At 69.7% G+C, this 20702-nt stretch carries 18 protein-coding genes and 1 pseudogene; 11 read left to right on the top strand and 8 right to left on the bottom strand.

Annotated features, from left to right (window positions below; genetic code table 11):
- Nucleotides 1-6 precede the first annotated feature (6 nt).
- Nucleotides 7-1398 carry an MFS transporter gene (locus tag J4573_RS03110; RefSeq protein WP_208253634.1) on the top strand — a complete coding sequence of 464 codons (1392 nt, stop codon included), beginning with the start codon at nucleotides 7-9 and terminating at the stop codon, nucleotides 1396-1398.
- Nucleotides 1399-1529: 131 nt separating this feature from the next.
- On the opposite strand, the gene J4573_RS03105 is transcribed toward J4573_RS03110, so the two are convergent.
- Nucleotides 1530-1961 carry a MarR family winged helix-turn-helix transcriptional regulator gene (locus J4573_RS03105; protein ID WP_208253633.1) on the bottom strand — a complete coding sequence of 144 codons (432 nt, stop codon included), beginning with the start codon at nucleotides 1959-1961 and terminating at the stop codon, nucleotides 1530-1532.
- Between the two features lie 80 nt (nucleotides 1962-2041).
- On the opposite strand from J4573_RS03105, the gene J4573_RS03100 reads away from it, so the two are divergent.
- Nucleotides 2042-2980: a quinone oxidoreductase family protein gene (locus tag J4573_RS03100; RefSeq protein WP_208253632.1), complete on the top strand. Its 939-nt coding sequence runs from the start codon at nucleotides 2042-2044 to the stop codon at nucleotides 2978-2980.
- A 3-nt stretch (nucleotides 2981-2983) separates the two neighbouring features.
- Here the strand turns inward: J4573_RS03100 and J4573_RS03095 are convergent, their stop codons facing one another.
- Nucleotides 2984-4393 (bottom strand): DUF4407 domain-containing protein, encoded by a 1410-nt coding sequence (locus J4573_RS03095; protein WP_208253631.1) that lies wholly within the window; start codon nucleotides 4391-4393, stop codon nucleotides 2984-2986.
- Nucleotides 4394-4650: 257 nt separating this feature from the next.
- The gene (locus J4573_RS03090; protein ID WP_208253630.1) at nucleotides 4651-5199 is read right to left on the bottom strand and encodes a class I SAM-dependent methyltransferase; all 549 of its coding nucleotides are present in this window, start codon (nucleotides 5197-5199) and stop codon (nucleotides 4651-4653) included.
- 103 nt (nucleotides 5200-5302) lie between these two features.
- Here J4573_RS03090 and J4573_RS03085 point away from each other — a divergent pair, with 103 nt between their 5' ends.
- Entirely contained in the window at nucleotides 5303-6463 is a 1161-nt protein-coding gene (locus J4573_RS03085) for a citrate synthase/methylcitrate synthase (protein WP_208253629.1), read from the top strand.
- A 226-nt stretch (nucleotides 6464-6689) separates the two neighbouring features.
- Here J4573_RS03085 and J4573_RS03080 read toward each other — a convergent pair.
- Nucleotides 6690-7070, bottom strand: a pseudogene (locus J4573_RS03080) (ArsI/CadI family heavy metal resistance metalloenzyme); the annotation flags it as partial.
- A gap of 80 nt (nucleotides 7071-7150) precedes the next feature.
- Here J4573_RS03080 and J4573_RS03075 point away from each other — a divergent pair.
- The 4 genes from J4573_RS03075 (at nucleotide 7151) to J4573_RS03060 (ending at nucleotide 9590) form a co-directional block, all read left to right on the top strand.
- A complete protein-coding gene (locus J4573_RS03075; RefSeq protein WP_208253628.1) occupies nucleotides 7151-7510 on the top strand; it encodes an ArsR/SmtB family transcription factor in 360 nt (119 codons plus the stop codon).
- Between the two features lie 11 nt (nucleotides 7511-7521).
- Entirely contained in the window at nucleotides 7522-7926 is a 405-nt protein-coding gene (locus J4573_RS03070; protein ID WP_307796461.1) for an arsenate reductase ArsC, read from the top strand.
- 94 nt (nucleotides 7927-8020) lie between these two features.
- Nucleotides 8021-8989, top strand: coding sequence for a quinone oxidoreductase family protein (locus tag J4573_RS03065; protein WP_208253627.1), 969 nt, complete (start codon nucleotides 8021-8023; stop codon nucleotides 8987-8989).
- A gap of 19 nt (nucleotides 8990-9008) precedes the next feature.
- Nucleotides 9009-9590 (top strand): TetR/AcrR family transcriptional regulator, encoded by a 582-nt coding sequence (locus tag J4573_RS03060; protein ID WP_208253626.1) that lies wholly within the window; start codon nucleotides 9009-9011, stop codon nucleotides 9588-9590.
- A gap of 37 nt (nucleotides 9591-9627) precedes the next feature.
- Here the strand turns inward: J4573_RS03060 and J4573_RS03055 are convergent, their stop codons facing one another.
- Nucleotides 9628-10221, bottom strand: a complete 594-nt coding sequence (locus J4573_RS03055; RefSeq protein ID WP_208253625.1) for a TetR/AcrR family transcriptional regulator — start codon at nucleotides 10219-10221, stop codon at nucleotides 9628-9630.
- 114 nt (nucleotides 10222-10335) lie between these two features.
- Here J4573_RS03055 and J4573_RS03050 point away from each other — a divergent pair, with 114 nt between their 5' ends.
- Both J4573_RS03050 and J4573_RS03045 read left to right on the top strand, forming a co-directional pair.
- Nucleotides 10336-11547: an acyl-CoA dehydrogenase family protein gene (locus tag J4573_RS03050; RefSeq protein WP_208253624.1), complete on the top strand. Its 1212-nt coding sequence runs from the start codon at nucleotides 10336-10338 to the stop codon at nucleotides 11545-11547.
- 32 nt (nucleotides 11548-11579) lie between these two features.
- Entirely contained in the window at nucleotides 11580-12347 is a 768-nt protein-coding gene (locus J4573_RS03045; RefSeq protein WP_208253623.1) for an SDR family oxidoreductase, read from the top strand.
- A gap of 20 nt (nucleotides 12348-12367) precedes the next feature.
- Here the strand turns inward: J4573_RS03045 and J4573_RS03040 are convergent, their stop codons facing one another.
- Entirely contained in the window at nucleotides 12368-12964 is a 597-nt protein-coding gene (locus J4573_RS03040) for a TetR/AcrR family transcriptional regulator (protein ID WP_208253622.1), read from the bottom strand.
- Between the two features lie 77 nt (nucleotides 12965-13041).
- Between J4573_RS03040 and J4573_RS03035 the strand changes: the two genes are divergently transcribed.
- Nucleotides 13042-14256 (top strand): alpha/beta fold hydrolase, encoded by a 1215-nt coding sequence (locus J4573_RS03035; RefSeq protein ID WP_208253621.1) that lies wholly within the window; start codon nucleotides 13042-13044, stop codon nucleotides 14254-14256.
- 85 nt (nucleotides 14257-14341) lie between these two features.
- Here the strand turns inward: J4573_RS03035 and J4573_RS03030 are convergent, their stop codons facing one another.
- Nucleotides 14342-16384: a glycoside hydrolase family 2 protein gene (locus J4573_RS03030; RefSeq protein WP_208253620.1), complete on the bottom strand. Its 2043-nt coding sequence runs from the start codon at nucleotides 16382-16384 to the stop codon at nucleotides 14342-14344.
- 244 nt (nucleotides 16385-16628) lie between these two features.
- Between J4573_RS03030 and J4573_RS03025 the strand changes: the two genes are divergently transcribed.
- A complete protein-coding gene (locus tag J4573_RS03025) occupies nucleotides 16629-19406 on the top strand; it encodes a lectin (RefSeq protein WP_208253619.1) in 2778 nt (925 codons plus the stop codon).
- 65 nt (nucleotides 19407-19471) lie between these two features.
- Here J4573_RS03025 and J4573_RS55920 read toward each other — a convergent pair whose 3' ends face one another.
- Nucleotides 19472-20677, bottom strand: a complete 1206-nt coding sequence (locus J4573_RS55920; RefSeq protein ID WP_208253618.1) for a phosphorylase family protein — start codon at nucleotides 20675-20677, stop codon at nucleotides 19472-19474.
- Between the last annotated feature and the right edge of the window lie 25 nt (nucleotides 20678-20702).

Below are 20702 nucleotides of genomic sequence, written 5' to 3'. Positions count from 1 at the left end.
TGATCCATGACCTCCACCACGCTTCCACGGCAGGGCCGGACCCGGCCGCAGGGCTTCGGCGCGCGGTTCGTCGCGGCGGTGTCGCTGGGGTCGACCCTGAACCCGATCAACTCCTCGATCATCGCCGTCGCCCTGGTGTCCGTCGGCCACGCGTTCGACGTCGGCGCCGACACGACCACCTGGCTGGTCTCGGCGCTCTACCTGGCCACGGCCGTCGGCCAGCCCACCATGGGCCGGCTCGCCGACCGCCTCGGCCCGCGCCGCGTCTACCTGCTCGGCACCGCGCTCGTCGGAACGGGCGGCCTCCTCGGCTTCGCGGGCTGGTCCCTCCCCGCGCTCGTGGCCGCCCGCGTGATCATCGGGCTCGGTACCTCGGCCGCCTACCCGGCGGCGATGGCGATGGTGCGCCGCCAGTCGCAGCGCCTGCACCAGGAGACCCCACCCGGCGTCCTCGGCGCGCTCGCCATCGCCGGCCAGGTCAGCATGGCGGTCGGGCCGCCGCTCGGCGGCCTGCTGATCGCCGCCGGCGGCTGGCGCCTCACGTTCCTCATCAACGTCCCGCTAGCGCTGATCGGGGCGGTCGCCGCGCTGGCCTGGCTGCCCAAGGACGACCCCCGCGACACGGCCACGTCCCCATGGCGCGCCCTCGATCCGACCGGCGTCCTGCTGTTCACCGGCGCGCTCACCGCCCTGCTGGTGTTCCTCATGAACCTGAAAGACCCCCGCTGGTGGCTGCTCGGCATGGCTCTCGCCCTCCTCGCCGCCATGACCACCTGGGAACTGCGCACAACAGCCCCGTTCATAGACCTGCGCATGCTGGCCCACAACCGTGCCCTGACGACGACCTACCTCCGCTACGGCGTGACGATGCTGGTCACCTACTGCTTCGTCTATGGCTGGACGTTGTGGCTGGAGCAGTCCACCGGGCGCACCGCCTCCGGCGCGGGCCTGCTCATGCTGCCGTCCTTCCTCGTCGCCACGGCCGTCTCCGCCTACGCGGCCCGCCGCCGCGTCTGGCCCTGCCTGGTAGCCGGAACGGTCACACTCACCATCGGCTGCGGCGCCCTCCTGCTCCTCGACCACAGCACACCCCTGTGGGCGCTCCTCGCCGTCAGCGTGGTCTTCGGCGCCCAGAACGGCCTCAACATCGTCACCAACCAGGCCGCCATGTACGCCCAAGCCCCCGCCGCGGCGACGGGCGCCGCCGCCGGCCTGCTCCGCACGTTCATGTACCTCGGCGCGATCGCATCCGCCGCGCTGATCGGCCTGGCGTACGGCCCCCGCGCCACCGACGCCGGCCTCCACCACCTGGCCGCCGTCCTCACGATCGTCTCGGCCGCCCTGATCGTCGCCACCGCCCTGGATCGCACCCTCCGCACCAACCCCACAAAGAGCTGATCGCCGAACCCCGCAAGCCGACACTCAGCCGGACAGCCTGCGAACGGCCGCGCGTCTCGTACCGCGGGCGGGCCTGCGAACGGCCGTGCGTCTCGTACCGCGGGCGGCCCGCGGACGGGCAAGCGGCTCGTTCAGTTGAGGAGGCCGTTCAGGAGGACGCTGAGGCGGCGCTGTTCGGCGCGGCCGAGTCTGTCGGTGGTCGGGCGGATGCGGTCGGCCACCTCGGCGGCGACCTCGACGGCCAGGCGCCGGCCCTTGTCGGTGAGGCTGAGACGGACCGCGCGGGCGTCCTCGCTGCTGGCCTCCCGCAGGACGAGCCCGCGCCGTACGGAACGGTCGATCAGCCCGCTGACCGACGAGCGTTCCAGCCCCAGGTGGGCGGCGAGCTCGGCGATCTTCGGCCGGTGGTCGCGCAGGATGGCGAGGACGCGCAGCTGCGTCAGCGACAGGTCGTGCGCGGCCCCGACCTGCGTCAGCACGGCCATCACGGTGAACGACGTCTGGACCAGGCCGTCCAGCAGTTCGCCCGGCACCAGCTCTTCACGATCACCACGCGCGGTCATGAGCCATACCCTACTCCCGGAAAATTGGTCGTGTTACCATCAATATTACGTGGTAATACAACCTAAATCTGGAGGCCCTCATGCATGCCGCGGTCGTCACCTCATTCGGCTCACCGCCCGTCTACCAGGAGTTTCCCGTCCCCTCGCCCCAGACCTCCGACGAGGTGCTGGTCGACGTCCTGGCCGCAGGCCTGCATCCCCGCGTTCAGTCCCAGGCGGACGGCTCGCACTACACCAGCACCGGCGAGCTGCCGCTCGTCCCCGGCATCGACGGCGTCGGCCGTGCGCCCGATGGCAGCCTGCGCTTCTTCGTCCTCCCGGACACCACGATGGGCGCGATGGCCGAGCAGACCGTCGTCGACCTGCGGCGCAGCGTCGTCCTCCGCCCCGGAACGGACCCGATACCGGTCGCCGCCGCCATGAACCCGGCCATGTCGTCGTGGGTCGCGCTCCGCCGCCGCATCGACTTCACGCCCGGCCAGAGCGTTCTCGTCCTGGGAGCGACGGGCAACGCCGGTGCCATGGCGATCCAGGTCGCCAAGCACTTCGGCGCCGGTCACGTCGTGGGCGCCGGACGCCGCTCCGATCGGCTGGCCGCCCTGCCCGGCCTCGGCGCCGACGCGACGGTGTCGCTGAACGCGCCCGACGACCTGTCACAGGCGGCCCGCGATGTCGACGTCGTTCTTGACTACCTGTGGGGCGACCCGGCCGCCGAGGCCATGCGCGTCATCGTCACCGACCGTACCGACCGGGCCAAGCCGCTGACCTGGGTCCAGATCGGCTCCATCGCAGGCCCCGAGGCGGCCATCCCCTCGGCCGCGCTGCGGGCCGCGCGCCTTCAGATCGTCGGCAGTGGCCAGGGCTCGGTCCCCGCCCGGGATTTCCTCGTCGAACTCCCCGCGCTGGCCGACGAGATCAGCAAGGGCACGTTCGCGATCGACGCCCGCGCCGTTCCGCTGGCCGACGTCGAGGCCGCCTGGAAGGACACCGCGGGCGACCGGATCGTCATCACCCCATGACGGCTACCGGCGACGCCCGAACAGCCGCCCCCACAACCCCTGGCGCTGCCGCGCCGGCGGATAGATCGTGATGTCGTCGCGCGTGGCGCCCGCAGGAGTGTCGTCCTGACCACGGATGACCCGCGCGTTGATCGGCCGACCCCATTCGTTCGCGCCGGGCTCCGAGCCGCGCCGGCTCAGCGCGCGCATCCGCTCGTCCTCCCACCGATCCAGCTCGTCCTGGTGAACGCGGGTCTCGCGATCGATCGTGCGGCCCGCGAGCTGGCGCAAGCTCTCCGCCCGCCTGTGCGCAACGTATTCGGCGTGGTCGAGCCGCTCCTCGTTCTCCCGGAGCCCGGCGGCCTCCTGCTCGCGGAGATGCTCGTCCAGCAACTGCCGGTCCCTGGCCCGCCTTTGCCGCACCGCGTCCTCGTACGCCGCAGCGGGCGTGAACAGTTGCAGCCCCCGCACGATGAGAGGCAGGCACTCCAGGATCGTGACGAACGCGAAAAGCAGAATCCGCGACCAGTAGACCCGCCCCTCATCATGTGCCGCGCGATTAAGGCCCTTGATCCGGATCAGCAGACCATCATTGGCGCCGTTCGCCCGTTCGAAATCGGCGCGCTCCCTGCGCTGCAGCTGCCGTAGCGTGTTCAGCTCGTTCTGCACGCCCGGGAGTGCCTGCTCGGCCTGCGCGACCACCGCCCCCTTGCTCTGTACGGCCGCCGCCCGCAAGGCCTTGGCCTTGTCGTCGATCTTCTTCTCAACCTGGTCGATCTGCGTCTTGGCGGCATCACGCCGCTTGACGTACTTCTGGTATTCAGGCCCGTCCCCGGACTTCCCCTTGGCGCCGTTCTTGCAGCGCTCGCCCTTCAGTTCGCACGCGGCGCTGTCGTCGTTATCGGTGAAGTCCTTCTGCAAAGCGGGAAGCTGCCCGCGCAGGCTCTTGATCTCCGGGTCGTTCTCGGTATTGACCAGGCCGCTGCCGTCCCGCTGTGCGAGCAGAGTGGCCTGGCGCTGCTCCAGCACCTTGACGCGCTGGGAGTCCGGCCCGTTCGCCTGCTCCCGCAGAAAGTCACGGGACGCCTCCCCGTGCAACTGCTCCACGGCCTTCTGAACGTCGTGATCGAAGATCTGCAACGTCAGCGGCGTAGAGATGATCAGCCCGAACAGCAAGGCCAGCGCGATCCGAGGCAGCGCGATCCCGAGAGCGTGCCGCTTGTGCCCAGTGCGCTGGAGCGACACCACCAGCCACCGGTCCAGGTTCACGATGGCCAGGAACCACAGCACCGAAAGCGGCACCGCAGCCCAGATCGGCGCCCCCACGGCCATCCGCAGCCCGATGAACATCGACACCAGCGCGAGCACGCCCGTGGTGAGAACGGCGCTCCCGATCAGCACGTACTTGACCCGATCCGCCGGAGCCTGCCGCAACAGCTCAGGATCGGCCCCCGACAACCAGATCAGCGGATTCCGAGGCGCTCCTTCATCCGCGCCACCCGAGTCCGGGACGGCGGTCGGCTCTGGGGTGGAGGGCTCTGGGGTGGAGGGCTCGGGAGTGGAGGGCTCGGGGTGGTCGGGGGTGGGGGGTTCGGCCACGTACTGGCTCCAGTTCGGCTCCGGGGGAGAGCGGCGTGCGCGTGCCCGAGGTTTCCATCAGGGCGGGGGGTTCGTCTGTGAAATTGGACGATCTAACGCGGACGAGTGGCTATGACCAGGGAGAGGTCGGCCAGTTGGGCGGCGGAACGGATGGGGGCTACCTGGTCGACGCGCAGGTCGTGGGCGGCCAGGTCGGGGTGGCCGCAGGGGAAGGCGTCGGCGACCACGAGGGTGGCTCCGGGGGCCATGACGCGGCGGATCTCGGCCAGGCCGGCGCCGGGGTCGGGCCAGTGGCGCAGCGAGAACGTGGCCAGGACCAGCTCGAACACCGCGTCGCGGAACGGGAGGCGTTCGGCCCGCGCGATCGTCAGGTCGACGTTGCGGCAGTCGGCTGATCTGGCGCGTTCGATCATCGGGGAGGACGCGTCCAGGGCGACCACGCGGGTGTACTGCGCGATCTGTCTGGCCAGACGGCCTGTGCCGCAGCCGACGTCCAGGACTCGGTCGGCCTTTTTGAGTCTGCTGTGGGCGCAGTGCAGGACCGCGCGGTGGACGGGTTCGTAGAGCGCGCCTTGGAGTTGGCTGTCGTCGTAGTCGCCTGCCCAGCGATCGAAACGCTCGGCAGAGGGGAGCCGCCGCATCTTCCGAGAGTAGCCGTATTGACTGCGTCACGTTGATTGGAATCAACATTGACAACGTTGACTGGTCAATACAGAGTCGGAACTGGATGCGAGGAGGCAAAGCATGCAGAGCACGAGGGAGCTCAAGGCCGTCGAGGTGCCGCGGGGGCTCGCGGGTGTGGTCGTCACCGACACCGAGCTCGGGGATGTGCGCGGGCAGGAGGGCTTCTACCACTACCGGCAGTACTCGGCGGTCGAGCTGGCGGAGAAGCGGACGTTCGAGGACGTCTGGAGTCTGATGCTCGAGGGCGCGCTGCCGGATGCGGAGGGCAGGGCCGACTTCGTGGCGCGGACGACGCCGTTGCGGCATACGCCGCAGGAGGTCGCGGCGCTGCTTCCTGATCTCGCCAAGGCGATGAAGGAGGGGAGCGTCTTCGACGGGCTGCGCGTCGTGCTGCCGCTGATCGGCGCGGCGGACGGGTTCGAGCCGCTGTACGACACGCCACCGGAGCAGCGCGTTCAGGACGCGCTCACCATCAGCGCGGTCGTGCCCACGTTGCTCGCGACGCTGTACAGGCTCCGGCAGGGGCTCGCGCCGGTCGAGCCGCGCGATGATCTGTCGTACGCGGCGAACTACCTGTACATGCTGAGCGGAGAGGTGCCGGACGAGGCCCGGGCGCGTGCGATCGAGCAGTACCTGATCTCGACGATCGACCACGGGTTCAACGCCTCCACGTTCACCGCCCGCGTGATCGCCTCGACGGGTGCCGACCTCGCGTCCGCGGTCGTGGGTGCGCTCGGGGCGCTGTCGGGGCCGCTGCACGGCGGGGCGCCCAGCCGTGCGCTGGACACGCTCGACGCGATCGGGTCGCCGGAGAACGCCGACGCGTGGATCAGGGAACGGGTGCTCGCCGGGGATCGGATCATGGGCTTCGGCCACCCGGTCTACCGGACCGAGGATCCGCGCTCGCGGATGCTGCGGGGCATCGCGGAGAGCTTCGGCGGGCCGCTGGTGGACTTCGCCGTGGAGGTCGAGCGGAAGATCGTGGACATCCTGGCGGAGCTGAAGCCTGGACGTCAGCTGCACACGAACGTGGAGTACTACGCGGGCGTCGTCATGGAGCTGGCCGGGCTGCCCCGGGCCATGTTCACCCCGACGTTCGCCGCCGCGCGGGTCGTGGGCTGGTCGGCCAACATCGTCGAGCAGGCCGCGGACAGCAAGATCATCCGCCCGGCGGCGCGGTACGTGGGTCCGCCGCCGCCTCAACCCGTTCCGGCTCTCTGACGGAACGTCTCGGCGTCCCGGCCGGATCGGATACCGGCCGGGACGCGGGCCCGGGGCCTCAGCAGCAGGCGCCGGTCAGGTCGGCGCTGTCGCCCTGAGGGGTGGCGCCGCAGCCGCTCCTGGCGGTGGCGCCGCTCTTGGCGGTGGCGCCGGTCTTGGCGGTGGCGCCGGTCTTGGCGGTGGCGCCGGTCTTGGCGGTGGCGCCGGTCTTGGTCATGGAGTCGGTCTTGGTCATGGAGTCGGTGTCGGCCTTGACGACATAGACCTCCCAGGGCTCGGCGCCGGGGCCGGTGACCCAGACCTTGTCCTGGAGGGCGTAGCAACAGGAGGTGTCGTTCTCCTCGAGGGTGGCCAGGCCCGCGGAGGCCAGGCGCTCGGTGGCGTCGTGGACCTGGGTGGAGTCCTCGACCTCGACGCCCAGGTGGTCGAGGCGGGTGGGCTCGTCCTCGGCGCCCTCGATCAGAACGAGCTTCAGCGGCGGGTCGGCGATGGCGAAGTTGGCGTAGCCGGGGCGCAGCTTGGCCGGCTCGGTGCCGAACAGCTTGGAGTAGAAGGCGATCGAGCCCTCCAGATCGGACACGCGTAGCGCGAGCTGAACGCGGGACATCGCGGCTCCTTGTTTAGATGCTCGTCTAATCAGATGCCTTGAGTTTGCATCGCTGCTTAGATGGATGTCAAATTAGATCTATGGCGAAATCCCTGGAGCTGGAGGACGTGACTCAGGCGGGCTGCTGCGCGCCGCTCAGTGGTCCGCTGCTGAACGAGGACGAGTCGATCGAGCTTTCCAAGGTCTTCAAGGCGCTGGCCGATCCGGTGCGGCTGCGCCTGCTCAACATGATCGCCGCGAGCGACGGCGGCGAGATGTGCGTCTGCGATCTGACCGGCGCGTTCGAGCAGACCGCCGCCACCATCTCCCACCACCTCAAGGTGCTGCGGGAGGCCGGCCTGATCACTGGCGACCGGCGCGGCACCTGGGTCTATTACCGCGTCGTGCCTGGCGCCCTGACCCGCCTGTCCGGCCTGTTCACCGAGCCCGCTCTCACCTGACGGGACGTGCTGTGACCGAGAAGCCGAGTGTGCTGTTCGTCTGCGTTCACAATGCGGGGCGGTCGCAGATGGCCGCCGCGTTCCTCACGCACCTTGCCGGGGAACGGATCGAGGTGCGTTCGGCGGGCTCGGCCCCGGCGGACGCGGTGAACCCGGCCGTGGTGGCGGCCATGGCCGAGGTGGACATCGACATCGCCGCCGAGGTGCCCAAGGTGCTCACCGGTGAGGCGGTCCAAGCCTCGGACGTGTGCGTGACGATGGGCTGCGGGGACGTCTGCCCGGTCTTTCCCGGCAAGCGCTACCTGGACTGGGTCCTCGACGACCCGGCAGGGCAGGGCGTCGAGGCGATCCGGCCTATCCGCGACGAGATCCGGGCCCGCGTCGAGGCGCTGGTCGGCGAGCTGCTGGGGGCGTAGGCCCGGCAAGGCCCGACCCTTATGTTGACGGTGATTACATCGCGGCCTAATGTGAGCATCGTCAACATTCCGGATCGGTAAGGGGCTGGTGCGCATGAAGGCTGCTGTGATCTACGAGAACGGCGGGCCCGGGGTGCTTCGCTACGAGGACGTTCCCGACCCCGAGGCCGCCGACGGTGCCGTGGTGGTCGACACCGAGGCGATCAGCATCGAGGGCGGTGACCTGCTCGCGCGGGCGCAGGGGGACCAGGCCGCGACGCCGCACGTGGTCGGCTACCTGAACGCCGGAACGATCAGCGCGGTCGGCGCCGGTGTGGAGGGGCTCGCGGTCGGCGACCGGGTCGTGGCCTTGAACATGGACGGGTCGCACGCCGCGAAGCGGGCCGTCCCGGCGGCCCTGACCTGGGCGATCCCCGACGGTCTGGACGCGGCGCGGGCGGCGTGCGTGCCGGTCGCGTTCGGTACGGCGCAAGAGTGCCTGTTCACGGCGGGCGGCCTGGAGGCGGGGCAGACCGTTCTGGTGCACGCGGGCGCGGGCGGCGTGGGGATGGCCGCGATCCAGCTCGCCAAGCAGGCGGGCGCCACCGTGCTCGCGACCGCCTCCAGCGACGAGAAGCTGGACCGGCTGAAGGCGTACGGGCTCGACCACGGGATCAACTACGCGAACGAGAGCTTCGTCGACGCGGTCAAGCGGATCACCGAGTCGCGCGGCGTGGACGTGGTCATCGACTCGATCGGCGGCCGGAACCTCGTCGACGGCATCGACGTGCTGGCCTACCGGGGAACGCTCGTCAGCGTCGGGCTGGCGGCCCGGGCCGGGTCGGAGATCGAGGCGCGCTCGCTGTGGAACAACAACAACGCGCTGCGCGGCGTCTTCCTCGGCGGCGCCCTGCTGTCGGAGTACGGCCGGATCCACGCGATGATCGGGGACCTGATCGAGCGGGTCGCCGGCGGCGAGCTGACGGTCGAGATCGACAGCTCGTTCCCCCTTGCCGAGGCGGCCGCGGCGCACGAATACGCTGAGAGCCGCAAGGCGTTCGGCAGGGTCGTCATCGAACCCTGAAAGCAGGGGAGGGTGAGCAGTGCCGAAGGCGAGTGACTCCTACCACCACGGTGATCTACGGGCCGCGTGCGTGCGCGCCGCCAGGGAGCTGCTGGAGGACGGCGGCGGTGGCGGCGGGCTGTCGCTGCGGGCGGTCGCGCGGCGCGCGGGCGTGTCGCCGACCGCGCCGTACCGGCACTACGAGGACCGCGACGCGCTCGTCTCGGCCGTCGCCGCCGAGGGCTATCGCGAGCTGGCGGATCACCTGGTGGCGGCGCATCCCGCGCCGTCGGCCGCAGACGACCTCGCCGCGATCGCCGTCGTCTACGTCCGCTTCGCGCTCGAACACCCTGCCCTGTTCCGGGTGATGTTCGCCGAACCCTGCGACTTCGACAACGCGGAACGGGTGGCCGCGGTCGCCGACATCACCGAGTACGTCGGCGGCCTGGTCAGGCGCGCCTTCCCGGGCGCGGACGTGGTCGCGCTCGGCACCGGGGTGTGGGGGCTCGTGCACGGCCTGGCGTTCCTGCATCTGGACGGCAAGCTCGACGCCTCCACGCCCGAGATGGTCGACGACCGGGTCCGCACCGCCGTCCACGCGCTGCTTCAGACCGGGAAGTGACCGGCCCGCGCTCTGCCTCAGAAGGCAAGGCGGTCGGCTAGACGGCGAAGTGGTTCTTGACCGCGGTCCCGGTCAGGCCGTCGATCAGGACGACGAGGGAGTCGCGCAGCAGGGTCAGCAGCTCGTCGCGCGGGATGGTCGGGGCGCCGGTCCACGCCAGAACGGTGTCCTCGACGAACCCGAACCAGCCGTGCAGCATGAGATCGACGCGCGGGTCGGCGGGGTCGCCGAGGGCGCGACGGGCGCGTTCGACGAAGACGCCGCGGGTCTGCTCGTAGATCTCGATCACGTAGTCGGCACCCCCGGCGGCGCCGCGGAACAGCGCCAGGTAGGGCTCGCGGCGGCGTTCGATGAACGCGACGTAGGCGTCGAGCGTCTGCGCGAGCTGCCGCGGGGGCGGCGCGTCCGGGTCGGGCTCGGTCTGCCGTACGAGGCGGGCCGCGGCGGCCTGGACGACGGCGGTGTAGTAGTCCCGCTTGGTCGGGAAGTAGTGGAACAGCAGCCCGCGGGAGATGCCGGCCTCACTGGCGATCTCGTCCAGCGAGAGCTCGTGGATCGGGCGGTCGACGAGCCTGCGCAGGCCGATCCCGACGAGCTGCCGCCGCCTGTCGTCCGCGCTGAGCCTGGCCACTTGTTGAGCATAGCTCAACAGAGCGGTAGCCTGCTGAGCAATGCTCAACAGGCGAGCTCAGCCGAGCAGCCGAGCAGCCGAGCTCGGCCGAGGCCATCGGCCAGGGAGGGCTTCATGGACTTCACCCCGTCGCCACGGGCCCAGGAGTACACCGAGCGGGTCCGCGCGTTCATCGAGACCGAGATCGCGCCGGTCGAGGAGGAGCACCTGCGCGGCCTGCTCGCCGCCTCGCCGGACGAGCGCTGGCGCACGTACCCGGTGATCGAGGAGCTCAAGGCCAAGGCGCGTGAGGCCGGGCTGTGGAACCTGTTCATGCCGGACGTCTCCGGGCTCGGCAACGTCGACTACGCGCCGCTGGCCGAGCTGATGGGCCGCTCGTTCATCGCCGCCGAGATCTTCAACTGCAACGCCCCCGACACCGGGAACATGGAGGTCCTGCAGCACTTCGGCTCCGACGAGCAGAAGAAGCGCTGGCTGGAGCCGCTGATGGCGGGCGAGATCCGGTCGGCGTTCTGCATGACCGAGCCCGGCGTGGCCTCCTCCGACGCCACCACCATGGAGGCGACGGCCGCGATCGAGGGCGACGAGGTCGTGCTGAACGGCCGCAAGTGGTTCAGCACCGGGCTCGGCGACCCGCGCTGCGAGGTCCTGCTCTTCCTCGGCCTGACCGACCCGGGCGCCGAACGCTACCGGCAGCACTCGATCGTGGCCGTCCCCAGGAACACCCCCGGCGTCGACGTCGAGCGGATGCTGCCGGTGATGGGCCGGTACGACGAGCCGAGCGGCCATGGCGAGGTCTCGTTCACGGGCGTACGGCTCCCGCTCTCGGCGATCGTCGGCGGCGCGGGCAAGGGCTTCGAGATCGGGCAGAGCCGGCTCGGGCCCGGCCGCGTTCACCATTGCATGCGCCTGATCGGGCTCGCCGAGGTCGCGCTGGAGGCCGCCTGCCGCCGCGGCGTCGAACGCACCGCGTTCCGCAAGCCACTGGTCAACCTGGGCGGCAACCGCGAGCGGATCGCGGACGCACGCATCGCGATCAACCAGGCCCGCCTCCTCGTGCTGCACACCGCCTGGCTGCTGGACACCCAGGGCGTGCTCGGCGCGCTGTCGCAGGTGTCGCAAATCAAGGTGGCGGTGCCGCTGATGACGCAGAACGTGGTGGACATGGCCATGCAGCTGCACGGCGGCGCGGGCCTGACCGACGACTTCCCGCTGTCGGCCGCCTGGACCGTGGCCCGGGCGCTGCGCCTGGCGGACGGGCCGGATGAAGTGCACCGCGGCGTTGTTGCGAGGCTTGAGCTCACGCAGTACGGAATGCGGCGCTGAACCGGGAACCGTTCACCAGCATGAGGAGAGACATGGACCTGTTCGACCTCACCGGCAAGACCGCCGTGGTCACCGGCGGCACCCGCGGCATCGGCATGATGATGGCGCGCGGCCTGCTCCAGGCCGGTGCCCGCGTCTACATCAGCTCCCGCAAGGCCGACGCCTGCGCCGCCGCGGAACAGGAGCTCAAGCAGTACGGCACCGTCAAGGCCATCCCCGCCGACCTCTCCACCGAGGAAGAGTGCGTACGCCTTGCCGAAGAGGTGCGTTCGCAGGAGAAGGCCCTGCACATCCTGGTCAACAACGCGGGCGCCACATGGGGTGCGCCGCTGGAGGAATTCCCGGCCGCGGCCTGGGACAAGGTGGTCGACCTCAACCTGAAGTCGCCGTTCTTCCTCACCCGCGCGTTCCTCGACCTCCTGGAGGCGGCGGGCGGCCAGGGCGACCCCGCCCGCGTCATCAACGTCGGCAGCATCGACGGCCTGCACGTGCCGACCCTGCCCACCTACTCCTACTCGGCGAGCAAGGCCGGCGTGCACCACCTGACCCGCGTCCTGGCCCGCGAGCTCGGCCCGCGCAACATCACGGTGAACGCGGTCGCGCCCGGCCCGTTCGAGTCCAAGATGATGGCCGCCACCCTGGACGCCTTCGGCGACGAGATCGCCGCGATGGCCCCGCTGCGCCGCATCGGCCACCCCGACGACATGGCGGGCGTCGCCGTCTACCTGTCCTCGCGCGCCGGTGCGTACGTCACGGGCGCGGTCATCCCGGTCGACGGCGGCATCGCGACCACGGTCTGAGCACATCGCCGCCGTCTGATCTAGTCGAGCCCCAGCGAGCGGGCGAGATGGGCGGTCCACCAGCGGAGCTGAGGGCCGGGCGCGGACGCCGCCCGGCCGGTGAGCCCCGCGCTGCGCCGGAACGCCGACCCGTAGAGGGGCTCGGTGGCAAGGGCCTGGTGCAGCGCGGCCACGGCGAGCCGCGTGTCCGTGATGTCCGCGATATCTGCGTCGCGCCGCAAGGCATGAAGCGCATCGACGACGGGATCGAGCAGCCCCGATCCCTCGTCCCGCCAACCTGCGGCGTGGAGCGCCACTGCCAGCTCGCCGTACCCCTGCCGGTAGAACGCCGCGAGACCCTCGACCAGTTCGCCGAGATCGACGCCGCGTGCGAGCCAGGAGTCCAACACCTCCTGAACGCCATCCCGGATCTTGTGGCCGCCGTGGCGCAGCAGCGCGGCCAGCAGCCCGTCGCGGCTCCCGAAGTGGTGGTTGACTCCCGCGTCGGTCATGCCGACGCGCGCGGCGATGGCCCGTACCTGCACGGCGGCCACACCGCCCTCGGTCAGCAGCTCTTCGGCGGCGTCCAGGATGAGGCGCCGCGCCTGCTCCGGCGGCCTGCGCACCCGTGAACTCATCTGCCGATCCTACCTTGACTCATCAAGGTAGCCGTCCTACCGTCTTACCTTGATGCCACAAGGTAGAGGAGGCGGGTATGCACAACTCGACCATCCCTCAGACGCGGCGCATCGATCGTCCTGACGCGGTGCTGCGAGGGGAAGAGACCGGTACGGGGCCGACGGTCCTGCTGCTGCACGCCGGCGGTGAACGCCGTCGCGTGTGGAAGCCGGTCGTCGAGGTTCTGGTGGACGCCGGATTCCGGTGCGTCGCCTACGACCAGCGCGGCCACGGCGAGAGCGAGGGGTCCCGCAGGACGCTCGCGTCTTACGGGGACGACGTGGCCGCCATGCTCGAAGCCGAACCACCGGGGTGCGTGGTCGTCGGCGCCTCCCTGGGCGGCCTGGCGGCCCTCACCGCGCTGGCGGACCCCGCCGTACGAGCCAGGGTCGCGGGCCTGGTGCTGGTGGACGTCGTCCCCGGGATCGATCCCGGCCGCGCCCGCCGCTTCCTCGCCGCCCGCGATCTGCTCGACGTCCACACCGAACTCGTCGACGACATCCTCGGCGAGGTCCCACGGCTCTGCCAGGTCACCGAAGAGCTGGCTCAGACCGACCTGCCCCTCCACTTCATCCACGGTGGCGACGGGTCTCCCGTCACCCCCGACGACGTCGATCACCTGCTGGCCCTGGTCCCGCACGCCACGATGACCCGCATTCCCAACGCCGGTCACCTGGTGGCACGCGACCAACCCGTAGCCCTGGCCGAAGCCCTCACCGGCACTCACGACTGGCCCGCCCTCGCGCTCCTGCGCGAGCTGGGCGCGCCGCAGATCGACCACCCCGGCGGCAACCTCTTCGAGCACCTCAAGCGGGTGAGCGGACTCGTCGCCGACTGGGGCGGAAGCCGCGGCCTGCGCCTGACCGCGCTCTGCCACGCCACGTACGGCACCGACGGCTTCCCGCAGGCCCTGCTGCCGCTCGACCAGCGAGCCCGCCTCCGTACGGCGATCGGCGACGACGCGGAGGAGCAGGTCTACCTCTACGACGCGTGCCACCGGGACAAGACGTACGCCCACCTGGGTGAGACGCCGCTGCCCCTCACTGACCGCTTTACCGGCGAGACAAGCCCCTTGGCCGACACCGACCTCAGCGACTTCGCGCTGCTCAGCATCGCCAACGAGCTGGACGTCGTTCGCAACGCGGCGCTCAGCGCCGAAGTCCGCGGCACCATTCGATCCCTCATCACAGCCTTGGCGGCCTACGCTCCCGACGCCGGTGTTCGAGCGCTGGCCGATCCGGCGTTCCGCTAAGCGAGGGTCCAGGTGACGGTGTCGGTCTGAGCGGTGCCATTGATGGTGGCCGTCACCGTCACCTTGTTGTCGCCGGGCTTGAGGGTCACGTTGGACCATGTGAAGATGTGGTCGGCGCTGGTCTGAGTGCCCAGGTGCCGTTGAGAGTGGCGGTGACCTGGGCGGCGTTGGAGTAGACCTTCAACTCGGTCGCGGCGGTCGTGCGCTGGGTCCAGCGGCGGCTGGTGATGTAAAGGGTCGGGGCGGGCGACCAGTTGGCCTTGTACCAGTAGAACGCGTCCTTGCGCGTTTTGCGGTCGCGGGTCACCAGGCCCTTGTCATTGAGGCCCGGCTGGCTGCCTTCGTTACGGGAGTCGACGGCGAAGTCGAACATGTTCCAGACGAACGTTCCCCAGACATAGGGGCGCGGAGCGAGCTGTTTCCACGCGGCCTCATGGAAGAGCGATTGGTACTCCTCCGGATGCCATGGGCCGCCGGCGCTGGGAGCGGGCGGGTTGAGCGCGTGCTGCGCGGTGTTGGCTCCGGCGCCGTATTCGGAGACCGCGATTTTGCGGCTCGGGTCGGACGTGTGGAGGTTGTCGGCCCAGGTCGACAGGTCGCCGTCCTTGGAGCCGCCGTACCAGCCGTAGTACTTGTTCCAGCCGGTGACTTGGGAATGGCGGCCCACTTGGGCGTTGTCGCCGAGGTTGGACGCGTAGGTGGAAATGCGGTCGGGGTCTTCGGACGCGACGATCGAGGCGAGGGACGTCAGGAGCGTGTTGGTGGCGGTGTCGTCGTTGCGCTGCTCGTTGCCGATTCCCCAGAACGCGATCGAGGGGTGGTTGTAGTTCTGCCGGATCAGCTCGCGGAGCTGGTTCTGGCTGGAGGCGGTGAACGCCGCCGAGTTGGTGACATGGTTGACCAGAGGGATTTCCGCCCAGACGACGAGGCCGCGTTCGTCGGCCAGGTCATAGTCCTTCTGGTCGTGCTGATAGTGCGCCATCCGAATGGTGGTGGCGCCGATCTCGGTGATGAGGTCGAAGTCCTGCGTGTGGTCGGCGTCGTTGACCGCCCAGCCCTTGACGGCACGGTCCTGATGCAGGTTGACGCCGTGCAGGCCGAGGGCCGCGCCGTTCAGGTGGAAGCCGGTGGCGGGGTCTACGGCGATGCCGCGCAGGCCCAGGCGTTCGGTCACCGTGTCCGTGACGGTGTTCGCCGAAGCGTCGTGGATCTCCACGGTCGCGTTGTAGAGATAGGGGTTCTTGAGACCGTTCCACAGGTGCGGGTCGGCGATGGTGAGCGTCTGCGCGACCTGGACACCGGTGGCCGCTGCCACCGATTGCGCGGCGCTTTGTTTGTCGGCGACCACGGCTCCGGCCGCGTCGGTGATGACGGTACGGACGGCCACCGATGTGGCGGCGGTGTTGTTGTTCCAGAGCTTCGTCGTGACGGTGACCGTCGCCGAGGACGAGGTGACGTTGCTCTGGCGCAGATAGATGCCGGGACCGGCGTAGTCGAGCATCTGCACCTGGAGCTTGTCGACGGCCCACAGACTGACGTTGCGGTAAATGCCTCCGTCGAACGTGTAGTCCGCGTCCAGTGGAGCGATATCGGGGTCGTTGGCATTGGTCACCTTGACCGCGATGACATTGTCGCCGCCGACGTGCAAGGAAGCGGTGGCGTTGAATCTGAAGCGCGAGTATCCGCCTTTGTGCTGGCCCAGATGAGTTCCGTTCACCCACACGTCGGTGACCTGATTCGCGCCGGCGAACTGAAGGAAGAGCATCTTGCCGTTCAGGTCGGCGGGCACCGTGTAGTGGCGGCGATACCAGCCGACCCCGCGGTAGTAGTTGCCGCCGCCGTCCGCGCCGTCGACCGCGTTCCAGGTGTGGGGCGTGTTGACCGACGACCAGCCGGAGTCGTCGAAACCGGTCGCCTGCGCACCGGAGACGTCCTGCCTGATGAACCGCCAGCCGGTGTTGAGGTCCATACGGACGCGGGTCTGCGGCGCCGCGTAGGGCACTGCCGAGGTGCAGGCGGAGGCGGAGGAGCCGCCGGCGAACGTGGCCACGACGCCCGCCGCCATTCCGCCGAGCACCGCCCGCCGGGTGGGGAGATTCGCCGACTCAGGAATTGCCTTTTCGGACATGAACCGCTCCTGATGCGGGGGAGGGGGCAGGAGGCTGGTCGATCGTTCGTCGGGAACGTAGATACCTGCGGCGGGGATGTCAACGGGCCCGCGACGGATCCACGACGCGTCCATGACCGCCTTGGCCGGATTTCGTCAGGCGCGTTGACAGGAGATCAAAGCAGGCATATCACTGCGTCTAGCAGCTGCCGATGACAACGTTGTCATACCGTTCCCGCCCACCCCCGCGAAGGGACGGACGACCGTGCGACTCTCCCCTCACCTCGCCGTTGCGGCGCTGGCGGCGTTCGCCACGTTGCTCCCCGTCAATCCATCTCAGGCCGCCGCCGCTGCGGTGGCCGATCCCGCCTCACTCGTCAACACCTTCCACGGCACCTCGAACGGCGGGAACGACTTCCCCGGCGCCGACGTGCCGTTCGGGATGCTCCAGTGGAGCCCCGACACCGCCTCCCGCGCGCAAGGCGGGGGCTACAGCTACAACAGCACGACCATCACCGGTTTCTCGCTGACGCACATCGCCGGCCCCGGCTGCGGGGCGTACGGCGACGTGCCGATCATGCCGACGACGGGCGCGATCAGCAGCCCGGGCTCGGCCTCCTCCGGGTACTCGCACTCCAACGAGTCGGCCACGCCCGGCTACTATTCGGTCGGCCTCAGCAACGGGGTGAAGACCGAGCTCACCACGACCACTCGCGCGGGGATCGGGCGCTTCACGTTCCCCGCCACCAACCAGGCCAACCTGCTGTTCAAGCTGACCGGCAGCCAGAACGGCGACTACGCCAACAGCTGGCGGGTCGTGTCGAACACCGAGGTCGTCGGGTCAGTGACCAGCGGCCACTTCTGCGGCGCCGGCAACACCTACACGCTGCACTTCGCCGTGACGTTCGACCACCCGTTCACCAACGGCACCTGGCTGAGCTCGACCGTCAGCAAGGGCGCCACCAGGACGTCGGCGTCGTCGAAGGCGGCGGCCGCGACCCCGCACGTCGCGCCGGGCACCCCCGACAAGGTCAACCAGCCGAGGCTGCACGGTACGACGGCGACCAAGGCGTCACCGAAGGCCGCGCCGCGCGCCGCCCTGGCCGACCCGAACGGCGGCTACCTGACCTTCGACACCCGCAGTAACCAGACAGTCCAGGCGCGCATCGGGGTCTCGTTCGTCTCCGACGCCAACGCCCAGGCCAACCGCGACGCCGAGGTGCCCGGCTTCACGTTCGACACCGTGAAGTCCAACGCCCACAACGCGTGGAACAACCTGCTCGGCCGGATCCAGACGTCCGGCGGCACCGCGGCGCAGCAGCACGTCTTCTACTCCTCGCTCTACCACGCGCTGCTGCATCCGAACGTCTTCAGCGACGTGAACGGCCAGTACGCGGGCTTCGACGGCAACGTGCACACGCTCCCGTCCGGCCACGCCCACTACGCCAACTATTCGGGCTGGGACATCTACCGCAGCCAGGCACAACTGCTCGGGATGATCGCGCCCTCCCAGGCCAGCGACATCGCCCAGTCGATGGTCGACGTCTACTCGGCGTCCGGGCGCCTGCCCAAGTGGGCGCAGGCGAACGGCGAGTCGTACGTGATGGTCGGCGACCCGTCCGACCCGATCATCGCCAACCTGTACGCGTTCGGCGGCCGCTCGTTCGACACCACCGCGGCCAAGAACGCGATGATCCACGAGGCGACGACCGCCAATAACAACCGGCCGGGCCTCAACTATCTCGACAGTCCCGGCTACCTGCCGAGCGACGGGTCGTACGGCTGCTGCAACTTCTACGGCGCCGTCTCCACCCAACTGGAGTACAACACCGCCGACTTCGCGGTCGGCGCGTTCGCCCAGCAGCTCGGCGACTCGACGAACGCCACCAAGTTCATCAACCGCGCGCAGGGCTGGCGCAACACCTTCAACAGCGCGAGCGGCTACATGCAGCCCAGGCTCGGCAGCGGCGCGTGGAAGTCGGGCTTCGACCCGACGAGCGGGAACGACTTCGTCGAGGGAACGTCCTGGCAGTACACCGGCATGGTCCCGTTCAACGTGCGCGGGCTCGCCGACGCCAAGGGCGGCAACTCGGCGATGGCCGCCTACCTCGACCACGTGCTCGGCAACTTCACCGGCAGCGGCGGCGACCACGCCGACCTGGGGAACGAGCCGAGCATCGAGCTGCCCTACGAGTACGACTACGTCGGGCAGCCGTGGAAGACCCAGCAGATCGTGCGGACCGTGCAGAACCAGCTGTGGCCCGACTCGCCGACCGGTTGGGGCGTCGGCAACGACGACCTCGGCACGATGAGCGCCTGGTACGTGTGGTCGGCGATGGGCTTCTTCCCCGAGACGCCCGGCACCTCCGACCTCGCGCTCGGCAGCTCGATGTTCACGCAGGTCGACATCACGCTCAGCACCGGCAAGCACCTGATCGTGAACGCGCCGAACGCCGCGACCAACGCCCCGTACGTCCAGAGCGCCACCTGGAACGGCGCCAACTGGAACAACGCCTACCTGCCGCCCTCGGCGGCCCTGGACGGCGGCACCCTCAACCTCACCCTCGGCACGACAGCCAACACCTCCTGGGGAACGGCCGCGTCCTCGGCGCCGCCCTCCTACCCCGGCACCGTCACCCCACCACCCCCGACCCACACCGGCCCGATCACCTCCGCCATCCCCGGCAAATGCATCGACGTCGCGAACAGCGGCAGCGCCAACGGCACCCACGTTCAGCTCTACACCTGCAACGGCACCGGCGCGCAGACATGGACGGTCGGCTCGAACGACACCCTGTCCGCGCTCGGCAAGTGCATGGACGTCGCGAGCAGCGGCACCGCCAACGGCACCAAGGTCCAGCTCTGGGAGTGCAACGGCACCGGAGCCCAGAAGTGGACCTACAACGCCTCCACCCAGTCCCTGACCAACCCCAACTCGGGCAAGTGCCTGGACGACCCGAACAGCAGCACCACCGACGGAACCCAGCTGCAGATCTACACCTGTAACTCGACTAACGCCCAACGCTGGACGATCCCCGGCTGACCCTGGACCTGGCCCCGCGCGCGGGTGGCACGCCCCCACGTGCCCGCGCGCGGGGTCGCGGACTGTCAGGAGTGGCGGCGGGGGTCGGGTTCGCTGCTGAGCAGGGGCTCGTCGGTGGCCCTGAGGTCCTGGTTGGGCAGGCCGCCGGGGTGCTCGCGCCGGACGCGGTCCAGGCAGCTCAGGGCGATGTCGAGGTGCTGGCGCTTGCTGTTCTGGTAGAACACGGCGGCCTCACCCGACAGCTTGGGCTCGGCGTGCAGCGGCTTGTCGGAGACGCACAGCAGGGTGGCATTCGGGATGCGGTAACGGAAGCCGTTCGCCGCGATCGTGGCCGACTCCATGTCGACCGCCACGCAGCGCGCGGCCCGCATCGTCGCCAGCGGCTGCCGCTGGTTGAGCTCCCAGTTGCGGTTGTCGGTCGTGTAGACCGTGCCGAGCCGGTAGTGGACGTTGCGCTCGTCCAGCTCGTGCAGCAGGAACGTGTTGAGCCGCGGCGTGGGGATCACCGGGACCGTGGTCGGCAGGACCTCGTCGAGCACGTGGTCGGCGCGCAGGTACGCGGTGGCCAGCACGAAGTCGCCGATCTTCTGGTGGTTCCGCAGCCCGCCGCAGTGGCCGATCATCAGCATGGTGTCGGGGCGCATCACCGCGAGGTGGTCGGTGGCGGTCTTGGCGTTCGCCGGGCCCACCCCGATGTTGACGATGCTGACGCCGCCGCCGTCCTCGGCCCGGTGGTGCCAGGCGGGCATCTGCACGCCGTCCCGGGCCGGGCCCTCGGCGTCAGGGAAGCGTTCACGGAACGCCTCGATGTGCATCGTGTAGTTGGTGAAGAGCACATACCGCTGGAACGACTCCGCGGGCGTACCGCAGTAGTGGGAGAGCCGGTCGAGCGACAGCGCCATCCGCTCGGGGCCGAACAGGAACAGCTTCTTGGCACGTACGTCGAAGCGTTCCTCGTCCAGCGCCGCGAAGAACTGCGGGTCGTTGAAGTCGAGAACGCGGCGCGAGGCCCGCACGGTGATGCCGGCCCCCTTGGCCAGCAGAGCGCTGAGCTCCCGCCGCAGATACCAGCGGATGGCCGCCGGACGGGCGAACTCACCGACCAGTCGCGGATTGTGCTTCGACCAGGGCCGGAAGACCTCCAGCGCCGGATACCAGCCGTCCAGATCGACCTCTTCGAGCGCGTCGAGAAGCCGTTCCACCGCCTCGCCGACCCCATCGGGCCCGAGACCTCCGCCTTCGACCGTTATCTCGGCAACCTCCGTCCCCACGGGTCCCACCGTAACCGTCCCCGAT

The organism is Actinomadura barringtoniae (genome assembly GCF_017573505.1).
Classification (GTDB): Bacteria; Actinomycetota; Actinomycetes; order Streptosporangiales; family Streptosporangiaceae; genus Spirillospora; species Spirillospora barringtoniae.
The sequence above is the reverse complement of the archived record's forward strand: the minus strand, read 5'-3'. Positions and strand labels throughout refer to the sequence as shown.

Excerpts from the sequence above, each read along its gene's own strand:
- J4573_RS03100 (WP_208253632.1), top strand. The coding sequence starts at position 2,042 with ATGCATGCCGCGGTCGTCACCTCATTCGGCTCACCGCCCGTCTACCAG.
- J4573_RS03040 (WP_208253622.1), bottom strand. The coding sequence starts at position 12,964 with ATGAGTTCACGGGTGCGCAGGCCGCCGGAGCAGGCGCGGCGCCTCATC.
- J4573_RS03110 (WP_208253634.1), top strand. The coding sequence starts at position 7 with ATGACCTCCACCACGCTTCCACGGCAGGGCCGGACCCGGCCGCAGGGC.
- J4573_RS03030 (WP_208253620.1), bottom strand. The coding sequence starts at position 16,384 with ATGTCCGAAAAGGCAATTCCTGAGTCGGCGAATCTCCCCACCCGGCGG.
- J4573_RS03090 (WP_208253630.1), bottom strand. The coding sequence starts at position 5,199 with ATGCGGCGGCTCCCCTCTGCCGAGCGTTTCGATCGCTGGGCAGGCGAC.
- J4573_RS03105 (WP_208253633.1), bottom strand. The coding sequence starts at position 1,961 with ATGACCGCGCGTGGTGATCGTGAAGAGCTGGTGCCGGGCGAACTGCTG.
- J4573_RS03050 (WP_208253624.1), top strand. The coding sequence starts at position 10,336 with ATGGACTTCACCCCGTCGCCACGGGCCCAGGAGTACACCGAGCGGGTC.
- J4573_RS03065 (WP_208253627.1), top strand. The coding sequence starts at position 8,021 with ATGAAGGCTGCTGTGATCTACGAGAACGGCGGGCCCGGGGTGCTTCGC.
- J4573_RS03075 (WP_208253628.1), top strand. The coding sequence starts at position 7,151 with ATGGCGAAATCCCTGGAGCTGGAGGACGTGACTCAGGCGGGCTGCTGC.
- J4573_RS03085 (WP_208253629.1), top strand. The coding sequence starts at position 5,303 with ATGCAGAGCACGAGGGAGCTCAAGGCCGTCGAGGTGCCGCGGGGGCTC.
- J4573_RS03045 (WP_208253623.1), top strand. The coding sequence starts at position 11,580 with ATGGACCTGTTCGACCTCACCGGCAAGACCGCCGTGGTCACCGGCGGC.
- J4573_RS03035 (WP_208253621.1), top strand. The coding sequence starts at position 13,042 with ATGCACAACTCGACCATCCCTCAGACGCGGCGCATCGATCGTCCTGAC.